Origin of the sequence: Pedobacter steynii, assembly GCF_001721645.1 — a bacterium.
GTDB lineage: Bacteria > Bacteroidota > Bacteroidia > Sphingobacteriales > Sphingobacteriaceae > Pedobacter > Pedobacter steynii_A.
Genome location: NZ_CP017141.1, coordinates 5717100 through 5730655, shown reverse-complemented (window position 1 = coordinate 5730655; position 13556 = coordinate 5717100). Strand labels below are relative to the sequence as shown.

General features: G+C 40.8%; 14 protein-coding genes. 8 read left to right on the top strand and 6 right to left on the bottom strand.

Features of this window, described 5'->3' with window-relative positions; translation table 11 throughout:
* Positions 1–15 precede the first annotated feature (15 nt).
* Together corA and BFS30_RS23720 are read right to left on the bottom strand one after the other, a co-directional pair.
* Positions 16–1134 carry a magnesium/cobalt transporter CorA gene (corA, locus tag BFS30_RS23725; RefSeq protein ID WP_069381567.1) on the bottom strand — a complete coding sequence of 373 codons (1119 nt, stop codon included), beginning with the start codon at positions 1132–1134 and terminating at the stop codon, positions 16–18.
* Positions 1135–1136: 2 nt separating this feature from the next.
* Positions 1137–1739 carry a WbqC family protein gene (locus tag BFS30_RS23720; protein ID WP_069381566.1) on the bottom strand — a complete coding sequence of 201 codons (603 nt, stop codon included), beginning with the start codon at positions 1737–1739 and terminating at the stop codon, positions 1137–1139.
* 38 nt (positions 1740–1777) lie between these two features.
* Here BFS30_RS23720 and BFS30_RS23715 point away from each other — a divergent pair, with 38 nt between their 5' ends.
* Both BFS30_RS23715 and BFS30_RS23710 read left to right on the top strand, forming a co-directional pair.
* Complete coding sequence (locus tag BFS30_RS23715) at positions 1778–2656, top strand: lysophospholipid acyltransferase family protein (RefSeq protein ID WP_069381565.1); 879 nt, start codon at positions 1778–1780, stop codon at positions 2654–2656.
* Positions 2656–3675: a glycosyltransferase family 2 protein gene (locus BFS30_RS23710; RefSeq protein ID WP_069382636.1), complete on the top strand. Its 1020-nt coding sequence runs from the start codon at positions 2656–2658 to the stop codon at positions 3673–3675. Before BFS30_RS23715 ends, BFS30_RS23710 begins: the two co-directional genes overlap by 1 nt.
* A gap of 75 nt (positions 3676–3750) precedes the next feature.
* Here the strand turns inward: BFS30_RS23710 and BFS30_RS23705 are convergent, their stop codons facing one another.
* Positions 3751–4713 carry a M20/M25/M40 family metallo-hydrolase gene (locus BFS30_RS23705; RefSeq protein ID WP_069381564.1) on the bottom strand — a complete coding sequence of 321 codons (963 nt, stop codon included), beginning with the start codon at positions 4711–4713 and terminating at the stop codon, positions 3751–3753.
* Positions 4714–4719: 6 nt separating this feature from the next.
* Positions 4720–5139, bottom strand: a complete 420-nt coding sequence (gene aroQ / locus BFS30_RS23700) for a type II 3-dehydroquinate dehydratase (RefSeq protein WP_069381563.1) — start codon at positions 5137–5139, stop codon at positions 4720–4722.
* Positions 5140–5183: 44 nt separating this feature from the next.
* Between aroQ and xerD the strand changes: the two genes are divergently transcribed.
* Positions 5184–6083, top strand: coding sequence for a site-specific tyrosine recombinase XerD (gene xerD, locus BFS30_RS23695; RefSeq protein WP_069381562.1), 900 nt, complete (start codon positions 5184–5186; stop codon positions 6081–6083).
* Here the strand turns inward: xerD and prmC are convergent.
* Positions 6073–6909 (bottom strand): peptide chain release factor N(5)-glutamine methyltransferase, encoded by an 837-nt coding sequence (gene prmC / locus BFS30_RS23690; RefSeq protein WP_069381561.1) that lies wholly within the window; start codon positions 6907–6909, stop codon positions 6073–6075. The genes xerD and prmC overlap by 11 nt on opposite strands.
* A 48-nt stretch (positions 6910–6957) precedes the next feature.
* Here prmC and ribD point away from each other — a divergent pair, with 48 nt between their 5' ends.
* The 5 genes from ribD (at position 6958) to BFS30_RS23665 (ending at position 10869) form a co-directional block, all read left to right on the top strand.
* The gene (gene ribD / locus BFS30_RS23685) at positions 6958–8007 is read left to right on the top strand and encodes a bifunctional diaminohydroxyphosphoribosylaminopyrimidine deaminase/5-amino-6-(5-phosphoribosylamino)uracil reductase RibD (RefSeq protein ID WP_069381560.1); all 1050 of its coding nucleotides are present in this window, start codon (positions 6958–6960) and stop codon (positions 8005–8007) included.
* Between the two features lie 2 nt (positions 8008–8009).
* Complete coding sequence (locus tag BFS30_RS23680; protein WP_069381559.1) at positions 8010–8876, top strand: DMT family transporter; 867 nt, start codon at positions 8010–8012, stop codon at positions 8874–8876.
* Positions 8866–9480: an IMPACT family protein gene (locus tag BFS30_RS23675; RefSeq protein WP_208603003.1), complete on the top strand. Its 615-nt coding sequence runs from the start codon at positions 8866–8868 to the stop codon at positions 9478–9480. Before BFS30_RS23680 ends, BFS30_RS23675 begins: the two co-directional genes overlap by 11 nt.
* Positions 9481–9582: 102 nt before the next feature.
* Entirely contained in the window at positions 9583–10452 is an 870-nt protein-coding gene (locus BFS30_RS23670) for a nucleoside phosphorylase (RefSeq protein ID WP_069381557.1), read from the top strand.
* A gap of 96 nt (positions 10453–10548) precedes the next feature.
* On the top strand, positions 10549–10869 hold the full coding sequence (locus BFS30_RS23665; protein WP_069381556.1) for a hypothetical protein: 321 nt from the start codon (positions 10549–10551) through the stop codon (positions 10867–10869).
* A 251-nt stretch (positions 10870–11120) separates the two neighbouring features.
* On the opposite strand, the gene BFS30_RS23660 is transcribed toward BFS30_RS23665, so the two are convergent.
* Positions 11121–13412: a GH92 family glycosyl hydrolase gene (locus BFS30_RS23660; RefSeq protein WP_069381555.1), complete on the bottom strand. Its 2292-nt coding sequence runs from the start codon at positions 13410–13412 to the stop codon at positions 11121–11123.
* Positions 13413–13556: the final 144 nt, after the last annotated feature.

The following is a 13556-nucleotide window of genomic DNA, read 5'->3' as shown; positions in this document are numbered from 1 at the left end:
TTACAATAATCACACTTATTTAAACCATCCTTTACGCCAGAAATATATGATTTGTAAGACAGCAATTGCCGCCATTACGATCATCGTATACAGATATCCATGTTCCTGATAAAGCTCAGGCATGTTCTGTGGCAGTAATTTACCGGTTATAGGATCAGTACTTGCAAAGTTCATTCCATAAATCCCTGCAATAAATGTGAGGGGAATAAATATGGAAGAAATAATGGTCAATACTTTCATGATTTCATTCATCCTGTTGCTGATAATAGAAAGATACATATCTATATTACTTGCAGAGATCTCTTTTAAAGATTCTACAATATCAATAATCTGAATACAATGGTCATAAGCGTCCCGGATATACATTTTTGTATGATCGGGGATTAAATGAGTATCACTACGGAGAATGTCATTCAGTTTATCGCGTTCCGGCCAGGCAACTCTTCTGATATTGATCAGGTTTCTTTTGATCAGTTGGGTGTCAAACATAACCGTTTTATCCGGTTTGTCAAACAGACGGTCTTCAATATTATCCAATTGATCTCCCCAGGAACCCAGAATTTCAAAATAAGTATCGATGATCATATCCATCAGGACGTACATCAGGTAACTGCTGCCACTGGTACGGATATTCCCCTTCCCTATTTTTAACCGCGAACGCACCGGATCAATGCAATCTTCGTAATGTTCCTGAAAGGTAAATAAGGCATTATCCGTTAGTATGAAAGAATATTGTTGATTCTCCAGATTCTGGTTCTCATCCAGCTGCAGCATTCTGCTGACCGCAAAAACATAGGTGTCATATTCTTCCTGTTTTGGGCGCTGGTAAGTTCTGGTGATGTCTTCCAGGATCAGTTTATTCACTCCAAAGTCCTTCGTCAGGATCTCAAACATCGCCAGCGACTTAAACCCTTTAATTTCCACCCAGAAAGTATGATTTTTATCGGTGAGGATGTGTTTAAGATTGTTGAGGTCATTAAGCTCCTGTACTTTATAACTCTCCGCATTGTATTGGTGAAGGTTGATGATGGGTTTTAAGGCCTTTTCATCAATATAAATCATCCCCGGACTGGATCCGGCGTGAGGTAAAGCATAATGCTGACGTTTTTTCTTGTGCTTTGGAGGTTTGGCCATATTTATATATATGATTTTGACTGTGGACCCTGGTTAAACAACAGGTCAACGATGCTTAAGTTTGGTTTGAATCCTTCCCTGTCGTCAAACACCTGGAAGTAAGGCTTGAACTCCCCCTCTGCTTTTTTGAACAGCGTTCTGCCACGGAAATCCAGTTCTTCCGGGATCTCATGGTATTCAGTAGTCACTTCAAAGCTGGCCTGGGTTTTTAATTGCCTGAACAGCCATTGCAGGATTTCCAGGTTATAATCGAAAAGAAAATCGAACTTCTGATGGTAAAATCTGGCAAATTCATCTTCATAATATTCAAAATAGGCAGAGTTACGGTAACAACTCTCCAGGCTCTTCCAATGGAGTCTTTGCCATTTAAAATCATTGCTGATCTTTACATCTTTAATTTTTGTATGGATTTTCGATCCACGTATCACCGGGACAATCAAATCCAGACTGCCATTCGGAGAATAAATTGTAGCCCTGTTCCTAAAAGTCTGTTTTGGGAAATGCTCCTCTTTTTCCATCAGAAACTCATTTTCGAAACGCTTCAGTTCCTTAAAATAGCTGACTGGCGGAAGATAAAAAAGGGGGAATATAGCTGAACTTTGCATCTGATAATTTATGTTTGCATTCTTAATCCGCCAAAATAATGATAAAAAAAAGCTTTTCTCATATAGGAGTAGTTTTTTTAAGCTTTTTATCCCTTCTTCCAACTCAGCTGTTATACCTGATATCGGCCATCTGTTACTATATTTTATATTATGCAGTGGGCTACCGGAAAAAGGTAGTGCGGGAAAATCTTATGAATTCTTTTCCTGAAAAGTCAATTAAAGAGATCATTGTGATAGAAAAAGAGTTTTTCCGGTACCTTTCAGACCTCACTTTTGAGATCATTAAGATGTCTTCTATTTCAAAAAAAGAACTTCAGAAGCGGGTTAAATTTACCAATCTTGATTTGGTAGAAGACCATTTTAAAAAAGGTGAAAGTGTTTTGGCCTGTACGGGACATTATGGTAACTGGGAATGGGGAATGCTGGCTTTAGGATTGAACCTGTCGGAGAAAGCATATGTAATTTACAAGCCGTTGAATAACACCATTTTTGACGAATGGTTTCTTAAGATGCGTGGTAGATTTGGCAATATAGGTGTTCCCATGCGACAGACATTGAGGATGTTAGCCAGTACTAAGAACAAGCCGAGTATGTTTTGTTTTGCCAGTGATCAAAGCCCGGTTCGTGGCGAGTCGCACTATTGGATTGATTTTTTAAACCAGGATACGGCGGCATTATTAGGTCTGGAAAAGATCGCTATGCAAACCAACAGGCCTATCTTTTATTTCAAGCTTAAGTTTATAAAAAGAGGATATTATGAAGTGGATTGTGTATCCATCTGTCCAAAACCGGAACATACAGAAAAGTACCAGATCACCAATACACATTTCGAATTTTTAGAAGATATTATTAAAGAGGAACCGTCTTACTGGCTATGGAGCCACAGGCGATGGAAAAACAAACGAGAATACGCATAATGACAGACGCAAGTGTAGCAGTAGTGATTTTGAATTGGAATGGAAAGGCTCTGCTGGAGAAATTTTTACCGGGAGTAGTTCGGTCTGAATACCCAAATTTACAGATTATAGTAGGTGATAACGCTTCTACCGATGACTCGGTGTCTTTTGTAAAGACAAATTATCCGGAGATTCGCATGATTGAGAACGATAAAAACTATGGTTTTGCCGAAGGGTACAGGAAATTGCTGGAGCAGGTAGAAGCTGATTATTATGTGCTGCTGAATTCAGATGTGGAAGTTCCTGTAGACTGGATCCAGCCGGTGATCAGCCTGATGGAAAAAGACGATCAGATCGCTGCAGCACAACCTAAGATAAAATGGCAAAAGGATAAGTCTAAATTTGAATATGCCGGGGCTGGTGGTGGTTACCTGGATCTACATTGTTTTCCGTTTTGTCGCGGGCGTCTTTTTGATACGGTAGAAGATGATCATGGCCAGTATAATGAAGCGAAGGAAATTTTTTGGGCAAGTGGGGCCGCACTGTTTATCAAAAGCAAATGCTGGAAGGAAGTAGGCGGCCTGGATCCTGATTTCTTTGCCCATATGGAAGAAATTGATCTTTGCTGGCGCTTAAAAAACCTTGGATACAAGGTGATGTATTGTCCTGATGCGGAAGTATATCATGTTGGCGGAGGAACCCTGAATGCCAATAATCCTTATAAAACATATCTTAACTTTAGAAATAACCTGATCATCATGCAGAAAAACCTTCCTTTAAAGGATGCGTATTTCAGGATTTTTATCCGGTTCTTTATTGATTTTGTTGCGCTATTGCATTTCCTTGTCCAAGGTAAAGTGGATTTCGCAATGTCAGTGAGTAAAGCTCATGTCCATTTCTTTAAGTACTTTTCCGCAAATGCGAAAAAAAGGACCAACCGGCAGCTTCGTTATCAGGAACATACCGGACAGTATTCTTCCAGTATTGTATACGCCTATTTTATTAAAAAGATCAGGTTCTTTAGTGATTTAGGTATTTAAAAGAACTGTGCTCTGTTTATCATTAAAAATCTGCTTATCAATTAAATAAACAGAGCACAGCAATTTCAGGAGTAATTAATCTTTCTTCTCCGGAACGAATAGAATAGCCCCGCTCCTGTTGGCAACGCTAACCAGTGCCTTGTAAATATAATCGCATACCAGTTTTTCTCCGGCTATATTGATCAGTTTTCTATCATCTTCCGGAGTATGGTATTGTGGATGTCCGCCGGTATGAAAACCCAGGACCGGAATGTTTTTTTTGTAAAAAGAAACGTGATCTGAGCCACCTACATCGTAAGCGTTTACAATTGGATTGATGCCGATCTCCGGACCTAAGCTTTTCATCAATTCCATTCCTCCGTCAAATGTGGCTGCACCACCCATATACAGGTGTTTCTCGCTGTTCATTCTGCCTACCATATCCATATTGATCATCAGTTTTACCTGTGATAAAGGAACTAATGGATGTTCTGTGAAATATTTTGAACCCAGTAAGCCTTGCTCCTCTGCTCCAAAAGCGATAATCAGGATACTACGTTTGAGGTCTTTTCTATTTGCTGCAAGTTGTTCCGCAATCTCCAACAGTGCCGCAGTGCCACTTGCATTGTCGTCTGCCCCATAATGAATGCCAGTGGTGTCTGGCTTTTTGGAAGAGGCCCCTCCCATTCCCAGGTGATCATAATGCGCACCCAGCACGATAAATTCTTCTTTTAACTTCGGATCGTTTCCTTCTATATAACCGATCACATTCTGGGTCTGCACATAAGGAGTATCTGTAACTCCTTTTTTTACCCTTATCTTTGCCCTGAATTCCTGAAGATAGCTGCCTTTATAGGCTTGGATACCCGACTTTTTGAATTGTTTAACGAGGTAACTGACCACTTTTTCATTTTCTGAAGTGCCAGGAAAACGTCCTTTCATTTTTGGTGAAGCCAGAAACCAGATGTGTGATTTAATCTCTTTTTCTGTAATGTCGGATTGGGCAAATGCAGTAGCACTCATGGCTGAGCACAAGGCAAGTAAAATAATTCTTCTCATGAGATTTTAGCTTTTCAACAGGCTTTCAATAGCTAAACGGTACCCGTCAAGGCCAAATCCTGTTAATACACCTTTGCAGTTTTTACCGGTCAGCGATACATGCCTGTATTCTTCCCGGGCGTAAATATTTGATACATGTACTTCTACTACAGGCGTGTTAATTGCTGCAATTGCATCTGCAAGTGCTACAGAAGTATGAGTGTACCCTCCCGCATTGATCACAATCCCATCATATTCAAAGCCAACTTCATGTAATTTGTTGATCAGCTCGCCTTCAACGTTGCTTTGAAAATAATCAATTTCTATAATGGTGTAAATTGCCCTTAACTGTTCAATATATTCGTCAAAACCTAAACTTCCGTAGATTCCCGGCTCACGAATGCCTAAAAGGTTTAAATTTGGGCCGTTAATAATTTGTATCTTCATTAGCTCAAACTTAAAGCTAAAAAGTTACAGTAGAAAATTTTTGTGTGATTAATAAGCCCTACTTATCCTCCTTTAAAGCGTACCTGAAACTGGAACGTTCCCTTTCTGCTAACTCCATTGAGGCTTACCTGAATGACGTGCAGAAGTTGTTTCAGTATTTCAATTCAATTGATAAAGATCCTCCTGTTCAAGAGATTAGTGTTGCGGACTTAAAGTTATTTATATCCTGGATCAATGAGCTTGGTATGTTGCCTGCAACACAGGCCAGGGTGGTCTCGGGAATTAAATCTTTTTTTAGTTTCCTCCTGCTGGAGCAGATCATCAAAGAAGATCCTTCCGCCCTGCTCGAAACCCCAAGGCTAAGCAGAAAGTTGCCGGATGTCCTTAATATTGAAGAAATCAATGGTTTAATTGCTGCAATTGATGCATCGAAACCTGAGGGGATGAGAAATAAGGCAATCCTGGAGGTGCTTTACAGTTGCGGTCTGAGGGTAACGGAATTGATTAACCTGAGGATATCTAATGTCTTTGAGGCGGCTGAGTTTATTAAGGTCATTGGAAAAGGGAATAAAGAACGAATTGTACCTATCGGACAGTCTGCGCTGAGGTATATCAAAATCTATCTGGAAGAAAGCAGGGTTCATGTTCCCATTCAAAAAGGACAGGAAGACTTTATCTTTTTAAACCGCAGAGGGACGGCTTTGTCCCGGATTTCTGTATTTACGCTCATTAAAGACCTGGCTTTAAAATCCGGATTGAAGAAGAGCATCAGTCCGCATACGTTCAGGCATTCTTTTGCCACACATTTAATAGAAGGAGGTGCCGATTTAAGGGCCGTACAGGAAATGCTCGGGCATTCCAGCATCACCACTACTGAGATTTATACCCACCTGGACCGGGATTACCTGAAGGGAATCATTACCGAATTTCATCCTAGAACTTAGCGCAGATCATTCTGTCTTTACCCTGCATGTCTTTTCTTAATTCTATGGTAGTAAATGATTTGTGTTTTAACATCTGAATCATTTCTTTAGAAAGGTATTCATTAATCTCGAAAAATAACGACCCTTCTCTCTGAAGGTTGGTTCTGGCAAAATCAGCTACTGCTTCATAAAATAATAAGGGGCTTTCGTCGGGTACAAACAAAGCCAGATGAGGCTCATGAGCAAGAACATTCTGGTGCATTTCGGCCATTTCCTTTCCAGTAATATAAGGCGGATTACTGACAATAATGTCGAATTTATCTTCAGTCCGGAAGCTGAGCAGATCTGCATGAATGAAGTTAATGGCAGCGTGATTCAGCAAGGCGTTTTCTGAAGCCAGCCTTAAGGCATCTTCGGAGATATCTACTGCGGACACCCGGGAATTCTTCAGGTGTTTCTTTAGGCTGATGGCGATGCATCCACTTCCTGTACCAAAATCAATGACTGAAGGATTTGAGGGATGCCCTGAAATAATCCAGTCAACAAGCTCTTCTGTTTCAGGTCTTGGAATCAGGACCGACTCATTAACTTTGAAGGTCAACCCATAGAAAAAGGCTTCTCCCAAAAGGTATTGTATCGGTCTATGTGCTTTCAGCCCTTTTGCTATGGCCAGGAATGAGGCTTCCTGAGCTGGTTCAGGCTCTATATCCCAGCTCAACATCAGTTTGCTTCTGTTGAATTGTAACAGGTGTTCTGCGGCGATAGAAAAAATAGACTTAACTTCCTCTTCCTCATAAACATCTCTTAATTCTGTCTTAAAATGATGTAATAACTGGCTTAAATTCATGCGGTACAAAAGTAAGTAAATCGAACAATATACCTTACTTTTGCTGCAATGGCCGACGAATTATATATGCAAAGATGCCTGGAGCTGGCTAGCCTGGGAATGGGAAATGTAAGTCCAAACCCGCTGGTAGGTTGCGTCATCGTAGCTGAGGGACAAGTTATAGGTGAAGGGTACCATGAGAAAATCGGAGAAGCCCATGCAGAGGTAAATGCGGTAAAAGCAGTTTTTGCCAGGTATGGAGATGCCGCTCCTTTGCTATTGGAGAAGGCTACTGCTTATGTTTCTTTAGAACCATGTGCTCATTTTGGCAAAACACCTCCCTGCGCTGATTTGCTGATCAGACATCGGATCAAAAAAGTAATAATCGGAAACCGAGATCCTTTTGAAGCAGTAGATGGTAAAGGAATTGAAAGATTAAGAGATGCGGGAGTTGAAGTGGTTTCGGGAGTTCTTGAAAAGGAATGTTCCTGGGTAAACCGTCGCTTTTTTACCAGGATCCTGCAGCAAAGACCTTATATCATCCTGAAATGGGCCAATACCGCCAATGGGTATTTTGCGCCTGTAGCAGAAGAACAACGCTGGATTAGCGGGCCGCTTGCCAGGCGACTGGTTCATAAATGGAGAACAGAAGAAGATGCGGTGATTGTTGGAAAGAGAACAGCACTGGTAGACAATCCACGACTGGATGTCCGTGAATGGCCGGGTAGAAATCCAATCCGCATACTGATCGATAAGAACCTGGAGATTCCTGCTGAATCTCATCTTTATAATGATGTAGCTAAAACTATTGTTTTTAATGAGTTAAGGACTGATATTGAAGGGAATATCCATTTCATTCAAATGGAAGATATGCAATATTACCTTCCACAGAAGATCGCTTTTCAATTGTACCTCATGGACATTCAATCTGTAATTATTGATGGGGGAGCAAACCTGCTCAATCAGTTTATCAACGCTGGATTATGGGACGAGGCCAGGGTATTCAGCTCTTCCCTTTCCTGGGAAAACGGGATCTTGGCCCCTCAAATAAATGGAGTGATTACAGATGTGCAGCAAGTTGGAAATGACCGGCTGAGCATCTACCAAAATAAAAGTTAACTATGATATTTTTAATCATCAGTATCTGTTGCAGTGTTACTGTCGCCGTATTATTAAAGCTTGCCCGCAGGTATAAAATAAATGTTCTTCAGGCAGTGACCTGGAATTATTTGTTTGCAATTGGATTGAGCTGCTTTTTTTTTAAACCTTCTTTAAAGGAGCTGACCAGTGCTCCGCTCTCCCCTGTTTATCTGGGACTTGGTGTTTTATTACCCCTCATTTTCTGGTTCCTTGCCGCTTCAGTGAGGAATATAGGAATTGTAAAAACAGATATCGCACAGCGATTGTCGCTATTTATTTCCATTGTTGCTGCTTATTTTCTTTTTGGAGATCATTTTAATACCCTTAAAATCCTCGGACTGATATTGGGCTTTATGGCTATTGTCCTGACTTTATACCGCAAAACAAAATCTTCTGCAACTGCCGGAAACTGGATCTACCCGGTGCTGGTATTTGTAGGTTTTGGGGCAATAGATATCCTGTTTAAACAGGTTTCCCAGATCAAAGTGATTCCTTATACCAGTTCGCTGATTCTGATATTTGGACTTTCCTTCCTTATCTCATTGGGGGCAATCCTGTACCTTTCAGCTGTAAAGAAGCAAAAGCTGCAACTCATCAATTTTATCTGTGGCTGTATCCTTGGCTTTTTTAACTTTGGAAATATTCTCTTTTACCTGAAAGCACATCAGGTGATGGCGAAAAACCCATCCACAGTTTTTGCTGCAATGAATATTGGAGTAATTATTCTGGGAAGCCTGATCGGTATCCTCGTCTTTAAAGAAAAAATGACTAAGCTCAATTATATAGGGCTTGTACTTGCCCTCATCGCGATCATTTTAATCAGACTATCCCAGAATTATGCTTTTTGACGATACTTATAAAACTATAACTACTCCTTCTGAAGGACTTTTTAAAGACCGTGGAAGTAAATTTATCGCTTTTGCTTATCCGATAAGATCGGAAGATGAAGTAAAAGCACTGCTTGCAAATCTTCGTTCGGAGCATGGAAAAGCAAGGCATTTTTGCTGGGCATTACGTCTCAGTCCTGATCGTGGTGTTTTCAGAATTCAGGATGATGGCGAGCCTTCCGGAACTGCGGGAAGACCCATTCTTAATGCCTTGTTGTCTGCAGATCTGACCAATATACTCGTTGTGGTGGTTCGTTATTTCGGAGGAACCTTATTGGGCGTTCCAGGTTTGATAAATGCCTATAAAACGGCTGCCGTAGAAGCTATTCAGACTGCTGAAATAGTAGAAAAGACAGTCAATGATATTTATGAGCTGACTTTCGATTACCTGATGATGAATGATGTTATGCGTCTTTTCAAGGAGGAACAGCTCAATATTTTATCCCAGGATTTCGATAATTCCTGCAAGATCAAATTTGAGGTAAGGAAGGCAAACCTGAATGTCGTTTTAGGCAAGCTGGAGAAGATTGACGGCGTTAAAATCACCTATCTTTTCACTTCCTGATAAATTTATGGTCATCGGTTAATCATGAGTTTTTATTTATTACACTTTGTATAGGTAAACTCATGGTGGTTTCATAGGTTTGTGTGATCAATCTCCAATATTATGGGAAACAAATTATCTGAAGCAGACTTAATCATCAATCGGGATGGTACAATTTACCATCTGAACTTATTACCTGAAGACCTTGCCCATACGGTGATTACTGTTGGTGATCCCGATCGGGTGTCGGAGATATCTAAGCACTTTGACCGCATTGAGCTGAAAAAGGGAAAACGGGAGTTTTTAACACATACCGGTTACCTCGGACAAAAAAGGATTACAGTGATTTCTACCGGTATTGGAACTGATAATATTGATATTGTTTTTAATGAACTGGATGCGCTGGTCAATATTGATTTTGAGACCAGGGAAATTAAGAAAGAACTCATTTCTTTAGATATCATACGTGTTGGAACTTCAGGAGCCATACAATCAGATTTGCCAATGGGCACTATTCTTGCCTCTTCTTTTGGATTAGGTCTGGATGCATTGATGAAGTATTATGTCCATGAGCTGTCAGTTGATGAGCGTCCGATTCTGGAGGCTTTTCAGTCACACGCTTCACATATCAAGGGGATCCATCCTTATCTGACTGCCGCAGATCCCGGCTTGCTCAGTCGCATCGGAACAGAAATGGAACAAGGCATTACGGTGACTGCACCTGGATTTTATGCTCCTCAGGGCAGACAGGTACGGGCCAAAAATGCAATTCCTAATTTCATTGAGTTATTGAATACTTTCCGTCATGGGAAGTACAGGATTACCAATCTGGAAATGGAAACGGCGGGTATTTATGCCCTTGCAAAGGCCCTTGGTCATAAAGCACTCTCTGTAAATGCCATTCTGGCGAGCAGGGTGAATTTTGAATTCAGCAAGAATCCGGATAAAGTGGTAGAAAAAGCCATTAAAATGGTATTGGATAAATTGAGTTAATGGCCTGTTGGTAACAAATTGTGTTTGAGTGATTTCGAGAATTTTCAAACAAAATGATACCGGCCGTGTTGATTTGGTAATATAGAATGAAGAATTATGTTTGGAATATTAAAGAATAAATTAGGGATTATAGCGGCAAAATCATTGTTAAGTGCATACGATACGGAAGAATTAGACGCAGGCAAAAGAATAGTTTCGATCATAGCGGGTGCTTATATCTTTCAAAGAGGAGTCAGAACGATTTCAAAACATCCATTTATCGGGATACAGGAAACTCTATTAGGAGGAATATTACTTTATAATGGTGCGGTTGGCATCAATAAGAAAATCATTAAAAAACCAAGGGAGCTTTCTGATATCAGAAGGAATCAGATTCAGGGCAATGATCCTGATAGTGCCGACCCTGCCTTTGTTTAGGAATGGATAAGGCCGGAGAACTCCGGCCGTATCAAACCTAAATTTTATACGACTTACGCTTTGTCTATGAGCGATTTATTGATCGTATGTTGAATATCTGTATTTATTTCAGTAAAAACAAAAGATCTGCTAAAATTTTTCAATTGATTTTAGCAGATCTTTTGTTTTACTCCTTTTGATTGTAAATTGCCGGTTCCTGGTTCTTGAGAAGTGTTTTTTACAGGTTTACTTTTTGCGGCATAAAACCCGGTTTATTTTGATGATTTAACTGGTTTCGACGACATGTAAAAAACCAGCTTTCCTCCTTTTAGAATGTCTTCATGCTTAATGCTGTTTCCGGTCACCAATGCACCATTTAAAAGAACTTTTTGTACATACACGTTTTTATCGCTTTGGTTTATCGCTTCCACGGTGAAAGTATTTCCTCCTTCCAGTTTTAAGCTGGCAGATTTAACAGAAGGACTACCCAGGGAGTAGTCTCCTGAACCCGGTGCTACCGGATAAAATCCCAAAGAGGAAAACATATACCAGGCACTCATCTGACCACAGTCGTCGTTTCCACCTAAGCCATCCGGGCTGGGCTTGTATTGCATTTTTAAGATCATTCTTACTCTTTGCTGTGTTTTCCAGGGTTGGCCCGCCCAGTTATACAGATAAGCGACGTGATGGGCCGGTTCGTTTCCATGGACATAGCCTCCGATAATTCCTTCACGGGTAATGTCTTCCGTATCTGCAAAAAACTCATCCGGAAGGTGCATGGTAAATAAGCTGTCTATACGGGCAGCAAACCGTTGCTTCCCTCCCATTGCAGCCATTAGCGACTCCGGGTCCTGAGGAACAAAAAAGCTGTAATTCCAGGTATTTCCTTCAATAAAGCCTTGTCCATGTGTGCTCAATACGTCAAATTCTTTTTTAAAGCTACCATCGGCAAGTCTTGGACGCATAAAGCCAATGCTTTTGTCATATACATTTTTCCAATTTCCTGAGCGCTTTAAGAACTCTTCATATATTTCCTGCTTACCCAATTTTTTGGCGATCTGGGCGATACACCAATCGTCATAGGCATATTCTAACGTATTGGACACAGAGGTTCCACTATTTTCTGCCGGAATATAGCCCTTATCAATATAGACTCCTATGCCTTCATAATTACGGTGATTGGCCGTTGTGATGCAGGCTTCCAGCGCCTTTTGCGCATCTCCGTCGTAGACGCCTTTAATGATGGCGTCAGCAACCACAGAAACACTGTGGTATCCACTCATACACCAATTGTCGTTGGCATAATGCGACCAGATCGGCAACATTTTTAATGTACTCTGATCATAATGGGCCATCATAGATTTGACCATGTCGTTATTTCGGGCCGGCTGGATCAGGTTGAAGAAAGGATGTAACGCACGATAGGTATCCCACAAAGAGAAGGTCGTGTAATTGGTAAAACCATCCGCTTTATGTACGTTTTGATCCAATCCTTTATATTCTCCGTTCACATCACCGTAAGTTGTAGGATTGATGAAGGCATGGTACATCGCCGTGTAAAAATTCACCTTATCATCTTCTGAAGCAGCAATGTCAATCTTATTCAGTTCTTTATTCCATTCGGTTTGTGCCTGTTTTTTTACCTGATCAAAATCCCATCCGGGGATTTCTGAACGCATGTTTTCCAGGGCATTGTCCTGGCTCACCGGAGATAAAGCAAATTTCACTTTTACCTGTTCCTGATCACTGGTGTTAAAATCAAAGTGCATCCGGATCCTTCTTCCTGCGATCTCCGGGAAATTGTTGTTCTGGTCGAATTTTCTCCAGAAACCTCCGTAAACCTGTTTTTTGTCAAAGTTCTTTTGTCCGTATGTTTTGAAAGGTTTGGAGAAAGACATGGCAAAATAGACGGTTCTTGTTCTCGCCCATCCGTTAGTTTGACGGTAACCGGTAACCAGGGTATCATTTACAACCCTGACATAGGTCCATACGGTTTTTTCATCGTAATTGTAAATGCCCGACATCAGATCCAGAATGATGTGCGAGGCATCAGATTTAGGGAAGGTATAGCGGTGCATACCCACCCTTTTACTTGCTGTCAGCTCTGCCTGAATCTGATGGTCTTCGAGTTTGACTTTATAATAGCCCGCTTCTGCGGTTTCATTCTGATGAGAAAAGGCGGAACGAAAGCCGCTTCCCGGAGCATCTGCCGTTCCCGGATTCATTTTTAATGTTCCCTGGGTAGGCATTATCAGAAAATCCCCAAGATCGGAATGCCCGGTACCACTGAAGTGGGTATGACTAAATCCGACAATGGTCTTGTCTTCGTACTTATAACCTGCGCAGTATTTGTAAACATCCCCGTTATATTTTCCATTGAGCTCATAAGATAGGGTGTCTGTATCCGGGCTCAGCTGAACAGCGCCAAAAGGAACTGTTGCTCCCGGATACGTGTGGCCCATCTTTTGGGTGCCAATAATTGGTTTTACATATTTTACCAGGTCCTGTTGCGCCTGCGTAGCGAGCGCCGGAAATAGTAAACAAAACAATAAAGCTTTCTTCATTTTCGTGTTTGAAATTTTTTATGATAAACCTAAGATAGAAATAATTGTGAAAGAATCACCTCTATTGCTTTGCTATAACGTTTAATCATCACTTTAATCATTTTTCCTTTTTACAAGTAACTGACTTCATAAATGAGGATGTAT